The organism is Paenibacillus montanisoli, from assembly GCF_003268025.1.
Taxonomy (GTDB): Bacteria; Bacillota; Bacilli; order Paenibacillales; family Paenibacillaceae; genus Paenibacillus_Z; species Paenibacillus_Z montanisoli.
In genome coordinates, this window is record NZ_QLUW01000006.1 from 241,874 (window position 1) to 256,245 (window position 14,372).

The following is a 14,372-nucleotide window of genomic DNA, read 5'->3' on the forward strand; positions in this document are numbered from 1 at the left end:
CTGGAGTCTATCATATGCTAAAATCTACCGCCAGTAATTACGATGGAAACGAATCCAATAGTTGGAGGGACGACATGAACATTACGTCAGCTTCTATAAAAGGGGTCGGCACATGGAACGAGGATGCCATCATCCTCAACGATGCCCTGCAGCTTTACGGCGTCATCGACGGCGCAACCTCGCTCGTGCCATACAGCGGACCAAGCGGAGAGTCGGGAGGCTATTTGGCCGCTCAGCTTGTGGCCAGCACGTGCAATGAAGCCGCTTCGGCGGACAGCTTGATGGATCTGCTCGTCAGCGCCAACGACTCGCTCCGTGCCGCGATGGTGCAAGCGGGCATCTCGCCGCAGCGAAAGGAAGAGCTGTGGACCGCTTGCGTCGCCTTGGTGCGGGTATCACCCAAATGGATCGAGTTTGCGCAAGCCGGCGACTGCATGCTCGCCGTCTATTACGCGGACAGGTCGATCCGCATTGTCACGAACGATCAGCTGGCGCATGTGGACGACCGTACGAAAGCGGTATGGGCCGAAGGCATTGCCGCCGGACTAACGAGCAGGGCGGAGCTGTTCGAATATAGCATGCCGACCATAAGGAAAGGCCGGCAACTGGCCAATACCGATGACGGTTACGGCGTCATAAACGGCGATCCGGCGTTTCCCGACCACGCGGAATTCGGCCGGATCAGCCGGACGAACGTGAAGGCGCTGCTGCTCTTCACCGATGGGCTCTACATGCCGAAGCTTCCGGGCGAGCCGGACAAGGACAGTGCCGGCGAGATTGCGGGACTCGTCCGCGAGAAGGGGCTGCCGCGCTATATCGAGTGGCTCACGGAACTGGAGGAATCCGACCCGGACTGCACGCGATATCCGCGCGTGAAGAAATCCGACGATAAAACCGCGCTTTGGATCGAGCTGTAACCCCTCGAAGCCAAAGCTAAAATTCAGAACCCGTGCTCCGCAGCGTACCGCCCCCAATGAGGCCGTCTGCCGTCCGCGTCGCTAAAGCCGTATTCTTCCGCCAAGTCCCAGGAGGTCAGCGCTTGGCCGCTTCGCTGCAGCGCGTTCGGATCGGCGGCGAGCGCCGCGGCAGCCTGGCCGACATAAGCAGGCGTTTCCGACTGCAGGAAATGCGGGTCCTGCGCCGCCGCGTCCCGCCAGTTCGCTTCCGTCACGCCGAAATGGTCCAGCATCGCTTCGGAACGAAGGAAGCCCGGCGTTAAGGCAACCGCTGCCACGCCATGCGGCCGCAGATCCGCTGCCATGGCCTGCGCGAGATGAATGACGGAAATCTTGGCCAAGCTGTAATAGAGGTTGCCTCGGTAGCGGTAGTCGTTGCCGTCGGTGATTTCAATGATTAAACCGGAGCCGCGGGCGATCATGAGCGGCGCCGCATAATAGCTGGCTAGCATATGCGTATGGACGCCGCGCTTCTGAATGAGCAGTCCGTCGTGAAGCGAATGCTCCCAGAACGGTTCGTTCCAAACGGTGAGCGGATCGCCGCCCCAGATGTCGTTCACTTGAATATCGAGCCGCCCCTGCTGTTCTTCGGCCACTCGGTCGTACAGCGCTCGGACGTCGCTTTCCACCGTAAAGTCGGTGCGAACGGCGATGCCTTTGCCGCCGGCTGCCGAGACGAGCTCCGCCGTTTCGTCGATCGTTTCGCTGCGGCCCATATCCGACAAGCTCCCCAGGACGCTGCGGCCGGTGACATAGACGGTTGCGCCGGCACGGCCGAGCGCGACGGCGATGCCGCGGCCGGCGCCGCGCGTCGCCCCGGCGACTACGGCCACTTTTCCTTCAAGCGGTTTCATAGCTTTCATCTACTCCTTTTTTGTTCGCTACGAACAGTCTACCCTGTATTGACTGACAACCCCGGTCAGCTAAGCAGAAAATTTCATTTTCATTCCTAATCCGGAGGTCGCTTCCTTTATGCTGTGGTTGATCCTGCTTATTCTCGCAATCGCGGGGTTTCAAGGGCTGTCTATGCTCGTGTCCCATAATCAATTAAAACGGTTTGATGAGGCAATCATTTCAGCGGTTCAAGGTCAAGAGAACGATACGCTGACTGCCATTGCGAAGGTGTTATCCAAAATCGGGTCTTCCTCGATTTTCATTCCGGCCGTGCTCGTCATTGCCATTATTTTGTTCATCGTGCTGAAGCACCGTAAAGAGCTTGTCTTGCTGCTGGGAGGCTTGCTCGGTTCGACGCTGCTCAACAGCTTGCTTAAGTCGATCTATCATCGAGCTCGTCCGGACATTCACCGGATCGTGGAGCAGCAAGGGTTCAGCTATCCGAGCGGTCATTCGATGTCGTCCTTTACGTTTTATTTTCTTATTACATACCTGCTCTGGCGGCACATTCCCAGAAGAAGCTGGCGTATTGCGCTGCTGTTGTTCAGCGCTGCGATGATTATCGGCATCGGCCTCAGCCGCATCTATCTCGGCGTTCATTATCCGTCGGATATACTAGCCGGCTACTGGGTAAGCGCGTGCTGGGTGGCGCTGTGCATCCGGTTATTCCGGAGCTGGGCGCGCACCGGGAAATAACGCGCATTCGTTAACATTTGGATGATTGTCAGCCTCTGGAGTCTCGTATACTATTAGAAGGTAATGATTCTATTTTTTGAGAGATGAAAGAGAGGGTTCACATGAAACGTTGGTTAAGCGCGATTCTTGCCGTGCTGGTCGTATTTGCGGCATTGGCGGGCACGGCTTCAGCAGCAACCGCAAGTCAGACGATTAAAGTCAAACTAAATGGAGAGTGGGTTATTTTTCCTACACCGCCCGTTCTTCTGAATGGCAAAACTTACGTGGAATTCCGTACGCTTTTCACAAAGCTCGGTTATTCCATCGATTATAACGCTTCGACGAAGCTGATCAAGGCGAAATCGCCTGCACGCAGCATCGAAATGAAGCCAAGCGGCACTACGGCGCTCGTTGACGGGCAGAAGGTGCCTGTAAACGGCGAAATGAAGCTGCTGAACGGCCGCACGATGGTCGGCGTTCGCTTCATCGCTACGCTGTCCGACAAGATTGTCAGCTGGGATGGCGTGAAGAAAATCGTCACGATCGTGGACAAAGGGCCAACGGCTCAGCAGAAAGCCGAATTGTTCGGCGTGCTGGACAAGCTGACGGCAGCGGAGGATGCGCAAGATCTGAACGCGTACATGGCGCAGTTCCATTCCATGTCGCCGATTCGCGAGATGGTACAAAGCGGTTTGGAAGAATTGTTCTCGAAAGTACAAACGAAGACGACGTTCAGCGAAAAATCGATCCAATCTTTTTCTTCGACGGAAGCGGTTATTTACACCGTTGAACAATCCGTTAAAGTAAATGAAGAAGGCAAAAACGGCTTCTTCGCGGATGTCGAGAATGAAATGCTGTATACGATGCACAAAGAAAACGGCAAATGGGTCATTTACGACGTGGAAATGCTATCGAACAGCGTCCTGGACGTTGACGGTTTGTGGAAGCAGGAACTAGCGGCGCCGGATGCAGCGGCTAAAGCGGAAATCGAGGCTCTGATTCAAGCCAATGCCAACGCTGTAAACGCAAAAGATATCAACGCGTACAAAGCGACGCTCGTTCCGGGGTCTGAAGGCTTCAATGAAGATGTTGCCCAAATCGAAGAGTTGTTTGCGGACACAGAAGTTACGCTAACCATGAAAGTGGACCGCAGCGCGATCGTTGAGCTTGAAGGCGACAAGGCTGCATTGCTTGCGCAGCACACGATCGAAGTGACTTTCGACGGCGAAGTGATGCCGGTCACATCGATCAATCTGTACAACCTGCAAAAGGTTGAAGGCAAATGGCTGCTTTTGCCGGGCTCGGCTGAACTGTACAACGACTTAGAAGAATAGTTGATTAGGGGCTGTCCCTTGAAGCCAATGGCTTAGGGACAGCCCTTTTTTTCATTTATCGTTCTACTTGTCCAACTCCAATGGCAAAAAGGCATATTCGCCGTGCTTCACAATCTCGAGCTGCCGCACCCGAAGCGGCTGCCTGAAGATCGGCCCGTCAATGACGGTCGTATGGAACTCTCCGCCTTCCCCGCATGGGTCGATGCCTCGCGCGATAAGCTCACTTATGAATTCATGGGTCAACGTTCGCCCCAAATCGTTCTCCCTCATCCCGAGCGATAAATTAACCGTTACGACGACCGATACGAAACCAAGGTCAATGAACGCTTCGACAGCCTCGCGATGGTCCATTTCCCACAGAGGCATCCCCAGCATCAGCCCGGCCTTTCTCGAAACCTCGTCCTGCCAGCAGCCATAAGGCGTCCGTTCGATATCGCCCGTTACCAGCGCTTCCGCTCCTTGCCCTTTGGCCTGCTCCAGAAGGCTCAGAAACTGCGCTTCATAGTCCGACCAGCTTGCTGCCGCCATATAGACAGGCAGTCCGATGGCATCGGCCTGGGCGCGAATGAGCTCCGTCGGCATACCGTGGGAACGGGAACGCTGCCCTTCCTCCTCCAGCATGACGATCAGTCCGAGCGCTCTTCCGTCCTTCATGGCTTTATACAGGGCAAGAGCGCTGTCTTTGCCTCCGCTGAACGAGGCGACAAAATCGCGCCCTCTAGCGCCGTTTCTCCAGTCGATTGCCGTTTCCATACCGAATCCCCTCTCAAAAGACGAATGATTGTATTATACATGGCATAAGGCACGCTATAATAGCAGCATAAGGAAAAATTGGGCAAGGAGTCGATAAGGGATGAGAATCGTCATTGCGCCGGATTCATTTAAAGGCTCCGCAACGGCGCGGGAGCTCTGCGCGGCCATTGCGCGCGGCATCCGTTCCGTGATGCCTGCGGCGGAGCTGCTTGAATTGCCGCTGGCGGACGGCGGGGAAGGCATTATGGATAACCTCGTGCATGCAACGAAGGGCAAGCGTGTCGAGGCACAGGCAACCGACCCCCTCGGTCGAGCGTTGACCGCAGCGTACGGCGTGCTCGGCGACGGCGAGACCGTCGTCATCGAAATGGCGCAGGCTTCCGGCCTTCCGCTGTTGAAGCCGGAGGAGCGGCATCCGATGCTGACGTCGAGCCGCGGCACGGGCGAGCTGATGAAGCATGCGCTGGATCACGGCTACCGCAAGTATATAATCGGTCTTGGCGGCAGCGCGACGAACGACGGCGGCTCCGGCATGCTGCGCGCGCTCGGCTTGCGGCTGCTGGACAAGCAGGGTCAGCCGCTCCCTGAGGGCGGCGGTGCTTTGGCCATGCTGGCGGAATTAGACGCCGCCGGACTGGACCCGCGGTTGTCGGCGTCGCAAATCACGATCGCCAGCGACGTGACGAATCCGCTGTGCGGGCCGCTAGGCGCCTCGGCCGTCTTCGGCCCGCAGAAAGGGGCGACGCCGGACATGGTCGCCAAGCTTGATGAAGGACTGCGGACCTACGGCGAGCTGATTCGCGCCGTACGCGGCATTGACGTGCTGACGGTGCCTGGCGGCGGCGCGGCGGGCGGGATGGGCGCCGGCCTGCTCGGCTTTATGAACGCGGCAATGAAGCCCGGCATCGACGTCGTCATGGAAGCGCTCGGCTTCGCCGCGGCTGCCAAGGAAGCCGATTACATCATTACCGGCGAAGGCAAGCTGGATGAGCAGACGCTGTCGGGCAAGGTTGCCGCTGGGGTCTGCCGGACTGCCGAGCCGTTCGGCGTCCCTGTCATCATTCTCTGCGGGATGCGGGCGCTGCCTGCGGAAGAATTGGCAAGGCTAGGCAAGGCAAGCGCGTTCTCGATCGTGCCAGGGCCTTGCAGCCTAGAGGAAGCGATGGCGAAGACGCTCGATTGGACGGAGGCCTGCACCGCCCAGCTTTTCCGGCTGCTGCAACATTCATGCTAAATCCTTTTCTTTTTCACATGGCGTTCACAATGGACTGTTAGACTAAGGGCAGTTCAGGTGAATCATGACAAAGCAAGGGGGTAAGGACGCATGAAGCCGTGGTCCGAGTTCGAAGAAGCGATCAAGCCGCATCTCCGGCATGTGCGGACATACTGCAATTATTTGACCGCATCCAAATGGGAGTCGGAGGATCTGCTTCAGGAGACGCTGCTTCGGACATTTAAGCATTACCGGGACAACGGCATTCTTAACCATCCCCGTTCGCTGATGTACAAGATCGCGCGCAATATCCAGATCGACGCTCACCGCAGGCGCCGCGCCGCCACCGTGCCGATCGACGAGGCGCTCCAGCTCCCTCATTACGACGCGAATTACGCGAATGTTCGGGGGATGCTGGAGTGGATGGCGGAACATCTGTCCCCGCGCGAGACGGAAATGCTGCTGCTGGCTGAGGTGTTCGACTATTCGTATCAAGATATCGCCGATGCGCTGCAATGCACCGTACCCGCCGTGAAAATGGTGCTGCACCGTTCCAAATCGACGCTCCGCAAGCGCGGGCGCCAGCCCGAGACCGGCGTTTCTCGAAGCCGTATGGGCAAAAGGAGAAACGCCGCGCCGCTTCCCTTTACCGTAGACCGCTGGACGACGGCGCTGATGACCGGCGAGCTGTAGATCCTTCGAATTATTTTCGTGCCCGGGTAGACGAAAGAGCAGGAGTCTGTCACATGTGGTGACGATCCTGCTCTTTTTTTAGGTCCACTTGGCTGCCCAGAGCTTCATTTCGTGCAATATTTGATGTAGATCGGTGCCCTTAGGGGTCAACGAGTATTCGACGGTGACGGGGACGGTCGGATAAACATGTCGCTCGAGCACCCCTTGGGTCTCAAGGTGGCGAAGCGTACTGGTAAGCGCCCGCGGGCTGACGGAAGGGATCAGGCGCTGGAGCTCGCCGAAGCGGCGCTTCTCGCAGAAGAGCTCGCGAAGCACGAGAAAGGCCCATTTTCCGCCGATGACATCTAGCGTTTTTTCAATATTGCATTCGATAAAAGCCGGTTCTTTCGGCACATAATTGTTAGCGGACATCAGAACCACCCTCCAGTGTCTAGTAGTTACGATAAGTATAGTAGATATATTAAGTATAATATAATGATGTTTATTTCACTACTTTAAATTTGATAATAATGTCGTTAGAATAGGGTTTATGTCGGCCAAGGCAGCAAGAGGCAACAGCATTCATCCCATAGGAGGTATGGAACATGAACTATAGAAAACTAGGCGGAAGCGGACTGAAGGTCAGCGAAATCAGCTTGGGCAGCTGGCTTACATACGGCGGCTACGTAGAGCGCGAAAATGCCGTAAAGGCGATCGAGAAGGCGTATGAGCTCGGCGTCAACTTCTTCGACACGGCGAACGTTTACGAGCGCGGCGCGGCGGAAATTCTGCTCGGCGAAACCATCAAACAATTCCCGCGCGAATCCTACGTGCTGGCGACCAAAGCGTTCTGGCCGATGGGCGATGGCCCGAATGACCGCGGTTTGTCCCGCAAGCATGTGATGGAGCAAGCGAATGCGAGCTTGAAGCGTCTGGGCTTGGAATACGTCGATATTTTCTACTGCCACCGCTACGACCAAGAGACGCCGCTGCATGAAACGCTGCGCGCCATCGATGACTTGATCCGCTCCGGCAAAGTGCTGTATGCGGGCGTCAGCGAGTGGACGGCTTCGCAAATGGCCGACGCGCTCGGCACGGCGGATCGCTATCTGCTCGACCGCATCGTAGTCAGCCAGCCGGAGTACAACATGTTCAACCGCTATATCGAGAAGGAAGTCATTCCTTACGGCGAGAAGAACGGCATCTCGCAAGTCGTGTTCTGCCCGCTTGCTCAAGGCTTGCTGACAGGCAAGTACACGTCGGTGGCGAACCTGCCGGAAGGCAGCCGCGCGACGAAGCTGGACTGGATGCGTAACGGCATTACGGAAGAGAAGCTCGCGAAGGTGCGCGCGCTGTCCGACATCGCAGCCGAGTTGGAAATCACGATGGCTCAGCTGTCGCTGGCGTGGATTCTTCGCCAGCCGAACGTGGCCAGCGCCATCGTCGGCGCAAGCCGTCCGGAGCAGGTCGTCGAGAATGTCGGCGCTTCCGGCGTCAAGCTGTCCGAGGAAGTCGTGGCACGCATCGAGACGATTTTGGCATAATAGGAATGGGGAGTCGGATCGGCCTTTGGCCGGTCCGGCTTTTTTTGGTTAGACAAGGCCGCGCTTCTATGATGGGATTCGAATTATGTATAATTTTTAGCATAATTAACAAAATTTTATAATTAATTGGTAGACACTTCCAAGATAATGTGATACTTTATTCGTAGCCATTTTTATCCAAGGCTGGGGATGAAAAGGGCTCCAACCAGAGTAATAATTTCATAGAGAGTGGGAGTTAAACCATGAAGAAGAAAGCAAAATTCACCGTTTTATCTTTAGCATTGGCTACGAGTTTGACGGTTCCAGCAATAGTCGGTGCATCTGGGGAGGTACCTACAACTAACTCGCAAATGGTAAATCAGACTAACGATCGCATTGGTATTACTCCCTTTGTAATAGGGAACCAATGGTCTGGTAATACTAGCGGTGCCAAAATCACTAGCACTTCTTTTGTAGTACCGGGTGGTTACGGGCATGTAAAGTTGTACTTTAATAATAAAGGTACAAGCGATGCCATTATTTCAGTGACTCACGTTGACACCAACAAAGTGTATTTTACACAAACGGTAAAGCCGGGAACATCTTTTACATGGAGAAGCCTTACCGCTTATCCGCAAGGTATGCGAGCTGGCAGCTATATTGTTTCCTATCGCTCTTCCTCTGCTAATGTAAACGTGGATTACGCTGGATTTGCATCTGATAATGAAGATGAAGTGAACGGATGAAATCCCTTAAAAACGGGACGCCCTGGATATAAATAGCGTCTTCTCAATATTTAGCGAATAAGACCTCGGAGAAATCCCGAGGTCTTATTCGTTGTACGCCCAGCATGGTGGCGTGCCTAGAGGTACGCATTTTCTAGCCGGTGAAAGTCGCATGTTGAAAGTCGGAAAAACCGACTCTCGTGGGCGAAATGATGGAGAAATGAGGTTGAGAGTCGGAAAAACCGACGCTCGATGCTGGAACTAACAAATCTGCCCTCCATTCGCATGCTGAAAGTCGGAAAAATCGACTCTCGAAGACGAAATGGCGGGGAAATGGGGCTGAGAGTCGGAAAAACCGACGCTCGATGCTGGAACTAACAAATCTGCCCTCCATTCGCATACTAAAAGTCGGAAAAACTGACTCTCGAAGGTGAAATGGCGGGAAAATGGGGTTGAGGAGTCGGAAAAACCGAAGCTTGTGGCGCTGGACAAGGTGGATGCGGAACTGGGGCGGATATGCTGCTATTGAGCGAGAAAAAGAGCGATTAGTTGGTCGATTGCGAATAGGCTGCTATCGAAGGCTGGAATCAGCGGCAAGCTTGATGTTTAGGTTTGGCTTGATAGCGCCGACGCTAACGAATTCAGGAGTGCTTATTTGCCGGGAAGTCACCATGCAGACGAAGCTAACGAACTCCAGAAACGTTATTTAAGCTCTATTTGGCTCGGCAGGCTGGTTTTTGCTCAAATAAGGCTTTTGGAATTCGTTAGCGTTAAAATACCGCATTTTTATCACGATTAAGCGTTATTGGATTCGTTAGCTGCGAGACGGAGCAGGGCGGATGCAGTGGCGAAATTATGTCACCTAAACAAAAGGAGAGCGGAAATATCCGCTCTCCTTTTCGTTAACCGCACATATGATTAACCGCCCAAATGTTTAGCCGTATGAGCTTACCGCCGCGCGCCGCTGCCGCTGATGAAATCCAAAATAGAGCGGAGCGACTGAGGCGCAACGCGGTCGAGCAGATCGCCTTCTTTTTGCAGACGCTCGTCGATGTTCAACAGATGGTAGTCGGTGATGGCGACGTTCCGGCGAACCTCATCCCAATGGAGCGGCGTCGAGACGCTGGCGGCACGGCGAGCGCGGGGGGAGTAGGGGGCGATGATCGTTTTGCCCTGGTAGTGCTGCAAATAGTCGATGTAAATCAGGTCGCCGCGGTTCTTCTTCAGACGCTCGATCGTGAACAATCGCGGATGCTTATCCGCCAGAAACGCGCCGACAAATTCGCCGATACGGCGCAGCTCGTCGAAGGTCAGATCCTTGACCAGCGGCACGATGATCTGCACGCCCGTAGCGCCGGATGTCTTGGGCACCGAGTTGATGCCCAAAGACCGCAGCAAATCGCCGACCAGAAGCGCGGCCTCCATGATCCGGGGTTCCTCCTCGAGCGTCGGGTCGAGATCAAGCACCCACTCCGTCGGATGCTCGGGATCGCTGACCCGGTCGAACGAAGCGTGGTATTCGAGACAAGCCAGATTGCCGAGCCATAGCAGGACGGGCAGCGACGCCAGCTTGACGTAGGAGATGCTGTCGCGGGTCACGGTTTCGACGAACGGCGGAGCGGGAGAAGGGCAGTTCTTCTGATAAAAGGACTTGCCGTCCACCCCGTCCGGAAACCGGATCGTCGTTAGCAGCCGGTCTTGACAATGTTTCAGCAGCCATGGCGAAAGCACGGCCAGACGCTCCAAAAACATCGCTTTCGTAATGCCCATCTCCGGCCACAGCAGCTTGTTGGGATTGCTCACCGTCAGCTCCTGGCCGTCGATGACAATCGTTCCTTTCACGGCCCGGCTCATGACAGCGGCTCCTTCGGCAGGAAGGTAACGAGCTTCGGATGGCGAAGCTGCCCGGCGGAGGTCAGCTCCAGGCCCGTGACCCGGCATTTAAACGGCAGCGACAGCCACTGCACGTCCTCGCGCTTGAGATCGTCAGGCACCGCCGGAAACGGGCATGCCACGACCGCAAGATGCGAATGCTGCGGCTTGAACGTCGACGCCAATACACGGCGCAGCGCATCGTTCAAGCCAAGCGAAACGCTGCCCAGGTAGCCGCCTTCGTAGTCCATGATGAGGCTTGCAACGATGCCGTTTCGCCATTTCAGCCCGACAATGTCGACATCGAGCACGAGCGCGGTCTTCTTTTTGAGCCAATCGCGATGCTTCTTCCCTTCGCGGTAAGCGCTGTCCGCCCGCTTGCTGACGACGCCCTCCCAGTTATTCGCCTGCACCCAGTCCCACAGGGCGGCGCCATCCTGGAACGTATCGGTCACGAACAAACGCGGGTCTTGGGAAGGACACAGTTCCGTCAGCCGTCTGTATCGCTCCTCATATGGAAGGTGACGGAGATCGCCGCTCGCATCGGCAAGCAGATCAAACAGGACATAGACAAGTCCGCCTTTGGACGCCGGGGACTGGGACGGGGCGGAGGCGGAAGTTGCAGACGCCGTCCCTCCCAACGAGCGTTCACGCTTCAGCACCTGCTGAAAATTCGGCCGAACGCCGTCCCACCAGACGACCTCGCCGTCAAGCAAACAGAGGCCGAGCTCCCCGGCCTTTGACTCCAATAGGGCGGAAATTTCGGGATAGGTGCCGTTCTTCGGATACAGTTTGCGCGAGAACAGCTCCACCTGCCCGTAACCGTTCAGTCTGGCCAGGATGCGCACGCCGTCCCACTTCAGCTGATAAACCCACTCGCTGCCGATAGGAAGTTCGTCATCGGACAGCGGGGCCATCGGTTCAACGGGCAAGGGAAGCGGCTGCGCATCATGCCTCCGATGAGGCAAGTCCAACTCGGCAAGCGAGTCCTCGGACAACGGCTGCTCCATCATTTAAGACACCGTTTCCTTCTTCGATGTTTTGCGCGCGCGAGGCTTCTTCACTTTCGCCACGACCTCGCTGCCGCCATCGGCCGCTGCGGCTCCGGCTGCCGCCCCGGCACCCGCGTTTGCCAAGGCCGCAGCGGCGGCGCCGGTATCGAGCCCGCCCTTCGCGTCCGGCGGAAGCTTGACCGCCTCGAGGCTCGCCTGCAGCGCGGCCATCAGGTCAAGCACATTGGTGCGCTGCTGCTCCGGCGCAACGCGAACGTCCTCGCCGGCGATTTTGTGCTGGATCAGGTCCATCAGCTTCGCCCGGTAATCGTCGGTATATTTGGACGGCTCGAACGGAGTGGAGAGCTGCTCGATCAGCATGCGAGCCATCATGAGCTCCTTCTCGTTGACGTTAACGGATTCCGGCAGACCCGGTACTTGATCGACGGACCGAATCTCGTCCGGATAGAAGATCGTCTCCATCGCCAGGCAATCGTCTATGATCCGAATCGCGGCAAGCGAGCTCTTCGAGCGGATGGATACTTTGGCAATGCCGATCCGTCCCGATTGCCGCATCGCTTCCATCAGGAGGTTATAGGCGTTGCCGCCGGCCTGATCGGGCGAGAGGTAATAAGTTTTTTGAAAATAGATCGGATCGATCTCCTCAAGCGCGACGAAATCCAATATCGTAATCGTTTTGGTCGCCTCGCCGGTCAGCTGCTCCAGCTCGTCTTTCTCAAGCAGTACATAACGGCCTTTCTCGTATTCGTAGCCTTTGACGATCGCATCCCAATCGACCTCGACGTCGCAGGTCGGACATTTGCGGATGTAGGAAATGTTGCTGCCGCAATCCCGGTGGATCATTTTGAGCGAAATGTCTTTATCCTCCGTAGCCGAAAACATTTTGACCGGCACATGTACGAGACCGAAGCTGATGGCCCCTTTCCAAACCGTATGCATGCGTTTTCCCCCTTATATTGAAAATGGAACGTAGTCCTCTAACTTCAGTGTTCCCGTTATGCATGAAACTAAGCCGATTCGGGCATATTTTCGTGTAGCAAGAACCAACATCATCATCTGAAGGAGGCATATGGCATGACCGAAGCGGGCAACTCTCCGACTGGGAACAGCAACGATAAGCAGCATGAAGGCCGCGATGACTATTTTATGGACATCGACCGGATGGTGAATGAAGGGTTGGGAGGCGGACAGGTCACCCTGAACAACGGACTGATCGCCGAGTCGACCACGGACACCATGGAGCAAGAAATGAGGGACTGACAAGATGGATACAAAACGCGCGGTGCAGATTTACAGCTCGGAAGAAACGATCACGGTACATATGGGCGGACAGTCCGTATGGATCGAAAATGTGGACGAAGTAAACGGCATGGCTACGGTGCAGGTGGGTTCCGACCCGCACAATACGCAAACCGTACCGGTCGACCGTTTGGAGGAAGAAGGCGGCGAATAGTCGCAGGCGGGATAGGAGCTAAGCCCTCGGACACCTGAATTTGTGTTCGGGGGCTTTTTACGGCCAGCTGGGCTGCATATAGAAACAATCGATATTTGACGATTCAGAGACATAAACGAATATAAACCACGTAAGGCCATGCTTATAATTGGAATTCAGCCCGAAATGGGGTATAATGGATAAATAAGCGTGAATTTTGCGTTTCTTTATTTGAGGGGGGAAAAGATATGGTGGGCAAACAGCATGATAAGCTCAGCAAGCTCGGGCTGCTGACGCGGATTATCGTCCTTACGATCGGCGCGGCGCTCGTCGCCGTCGCCTTGGAAATTTTTCTCGTGCCGAACAAAATCATTGACGGCGGCATTGTCGGTATTTCGATTATCGTTTCGCATTTATCCAGCTTGCCGCTCGGTATTTTCTTGTTCTTATTCAACCTTCCGTTTCTGATCATCGGTTACAAGCAAATCGGCAAAACCTTTGCCTTCTCTACCCTGTACGCGGTAGTGATTATGTCCATCGGCACGACGCTGCTGCACCCGGTCAAGGCTCTCACCTACAGCCCGTTTCTGGCACCGGTATTCGGGGGCGTCATTCTCGGGATCGGAGTAGGTCTCGTTATCCGTTCGGGCGGTTCGCTCGACGGCACGGAAATTATCGCGATTCTGTTCACGAAGAAAACTCCGTTCTCCGTCGGCGAGATCGTGATGTTCTTCAATCTCTTCATTCTGGCCAGCGCGGGCTTCGTCTTCTCGTGGGACAGCGCGATGTACTCCTTGATCGCCTACTATATCGCCTTCAAGGTGATCGACGTGACGCTGGAAGGTCTGGACCAGTCGAAATCGGTGTGGATCATCAGCAAGGAGGCCAAGGAAATCGGCGATGCGATTATGAGCCGGCTTGGAAGGGGCGTCACGTATTTGCATGGCGAAGGGGCATTCTCCGGCGGATCTAAGCGGGTCATCTTCTGCGTGATCACGCGTCTGGAGGAAGCGAAGATGAAGTCGATCGTCCAGGAGGTCGATCCGACGGCGTTCCTCGCGGTAGGCAACATTCACGACGTCAAAGGCGGCCGCTTCAAGAAGCGTGCCATTCACTAGCGGCCAGCCAGACAAGGGCTGCCCGATGGAACGGCAACGACAGGCAAGGCTGTGCGTCAAAAAGCGCAGCCTTGCCTGCTTTTGTTGCGGCTCTTCGTGCTGACCGATATAATAGTCTCAACAATGAAGCGTTGATCAACGCTATAAAAAAAGCGGTTATCAACGATTCAATGAAGCGATGATCATCGCTGC

The 14,372-nt window shown here is 55.5% G+C and carries 16 protein-coding genes; 10 read left to right on the forward strand and 6 right to left on the reverse strand.

The window, feature by feature from the left end:
* Positions 1 to 74: 74 nt before the first annotated feature.
* A complete protein-coding gene (locus DL346_RS25905) occupies positions 75 to 917 on the forward strand; it encodes a protein phosphatase 2C domain-containing protein (RefSeq protein ID WP_165822679.1) in 843 nt (280 codons plus the stop codon).
* A 23-nt stretch (positions 918 to 940) separates the two neighbouring features.
* Here DL346_RS25905 and DL346_RS25910 read toward each other — a convergent pair whose 3' ends face one another.
* Positions 941 to 1,810: an SDR family oxidoreductase gene (locus tag DL346_RS25910; RefSeq protein ID WP_112885287.1), complete on the reverse strand. Its 870-nt coding sequence runs from the start codon at positions 1,808 to 1,810 to the stop codon at positions 941 to 943.
* Between the two features lie 118 nt (positions 1,811 to 1,928).
* Here DL346_RS25910 and DL346_RS25915 point away from each other — a divergent pair, with 118 nt between their 5' ends.
* Positions 1,929 to 2,546 carry a phosphatase PAP2 family protein gene (locus DL346_RS25915; protein WP_112885288.1) on the forward strand — a complete coding sequence of 206 codons (618 nt, stop codon included), beginning with the start codon at positions 1,929 to 1,931 and terminating at the stop codon, positions 2,544 to 2,546.
* Positions 2,547 to 2,647: 101 nt separating this feature from the next.
* Positions 2,648 to 3,859: a stalk domain-containing protein gene (locus tag DL346_RS25920; protein ID WP_165822680.1), complete on the forward strand. Its 1,212-nt coding sequence runs from the start codon at positions 2,648 to 2,650 to the stop codon at positions 3,857 to 3,859.
* A gap of 63 nt (positions 3,860 to 3,922) precedes the next feature.
* Here DL346_RS25920 and DL346_RS25925 read toward each other — a convergent pair whose 3' ends face one another.
* Positions 3,923 to 4,612 (reverse strand): Dph6-related ATP pyrophosphatase, encoded by a 690-nt coding sequence (locus DL346_RS25925; protein ID WP_112885290.1) that lies wholly within the window; start codon positions 4,610 to 4,612, stop codon positions 3,923 to 3,925.
* Between the two features lie 100 nt (positions 4,613 to 4,712).
* On the opposite strand from DL346_RS25925, the gene DL346_RS25930 reads away from it, so the two are divergent.
* Positions 4,713 to 5,846: a glycerate kinase gene (locus DL346_RS25930; protein WP_112885291.1), complete on the forward strand. Its 1,134-nt coding sequence runs from the start codon at positions 4,713 to 4,715 to the stop codon at positions 5,844 to 5,846.
* Between the two features lie 90 nt (positions 5,847 to 5,936).
* Positions 5,937 to 6,518, forward strand: coding sequence for an RNA polymerase sigma factor (locus tag DL346_RS25935; protein ID WP_112885292.1), 582 nt, complete (start codon positions 5,937 to 5,939; stop codon positions 6,516 to 6,518).
* Between the two features lie 78 nt (positions 6,519 to 6,596).
* On the opposite strand, the gene DL346_RS25940 is transcribed toward DL346_RS25935, so the two are convergent.
* Positions 6,597 to 6,929 carry a winged helix-turn-helix transcriptional regulator gene (locus DL346_RS25940; protein ID WP_112885293.1) on the reverse strand — a complete coding sequence of 111 codons (333 nt, stop codon included), beginning with the start codon at positions 6,927 to 6,929 and terminating at the stop codon, positions 6,597 to 6,599.
* Positions 6,930 to 7,102: 173 nt separating this feature from the next.
* Between DL346_RS25940 and DL346_RS25945 the strand changes: the two genes are divergently transcribed.
* Positions 7,103 to 8,041, forward strand: coding sequence for an aldo/keto reductase family protein (locus DL346_RS25945; protein WP_112885294.1), 939 nt, complete (start codon positions 7,103 to 7,105; stop codon positions 8,039 to 8,041).
* Positions 8,042 to 8,283: 242 nt separating this feature from the next.
* Entirely contained in the window at positions 8,284 to 8,766 is a 483-nt protein-coding gene (locus tag DL346_RS25950) for a hypothetical protein (protein ID WP_112885295.1), read from the forward strand.
* 927 nt (positions 8,767 to 9,693) lie between these two features.
* Here DL346_RS25950 and ligD read toward each other — a convergent pair.
* Genes ligD through ku form a run of 3 tightly spaced genes read right to left on the reverse strand, consistent with a single transcriptional unit; the run spans position 9,694 to position 12,569 of the window.
* Positions 9,694 to 10,599 (reverse strand): non-homologous end-joining DNA ligase, encoded by a 906-nt coding sequence (gene ligD / locus DL346_RS25955; protein ID WP_112885296.1) that lies wholly within the window; start codon positions 10,597 to 10,599, stop codon positions 9,694 to 9,696.
* Complete coding sequence (locus DL346_RS25960; RefSeq protein WP_112885297.1) at positions 10,596 to 11,630, reverse strand: ATP-dependent DNA ligase; 1,035 nt, start codon at positions 11,628 to 11,630, stop codon at positions 10,596 to 10,598. The genes ligD and DL346_RS25960 overlap by 4 nt, the downstream gene beginning before the upstream one ends.
* A complete protein-coding gene (gene ku, locus DL346_RS25965) occupies positions 11,631 to 12,569 on the reverse strand; it encodes a non-homologous end joining protein Ku (RefSeq protein WP_112885298.1) in 939 nt (312 codons plus the stop codon). It abuts the gene before it with no gap.
* 135 nt (positions 12,570 to 12,704) lie between these two features.
* On the opposite strand from ku, the gene DL346_RS25970 reads away from it, so the two are divergent.
* The 3 genes from DL346_RS25970 (at position 12,705) to DL346_RS25980 (ending at position 14,180) form a co-directional block, all read left to right on the forward strand.
* A complete protein-coding gene (locus DL346_RS25970) occupies positions 12,705 to 12,890 on the forward strand; it encodes a hypothetical protein (RefSeq protein WP_112885299.1) in 186 nt (61 codons plus the stop codon).
* Positions 12,891 to 12,894: 4 nt separating this feature from the next.
* Positions 12,895 to 13,083, forward strand: a complete 189-nt coding sequence (locus tag DL346_RS25975) for an H-type small acid-soluble spore protein (RefSeq protein WP_112885300.1) — start codon at positions 12,895 to 12,897, stop codon at positions 13,081 to 13,083.
* A gap of 227 nt (positions 13,084 to 13,310) precedes the next feature.
* Entirely contained in the window at positions 13,311 to 14,180 is an 870-nt protein-coding gene (locus tag DL346_RS25980; protein WP_112885301.1) for a YitT family protein, read from the forward strand.
* Positions 14,181 to 14,372: the final 192 nt, after the last annotated feature.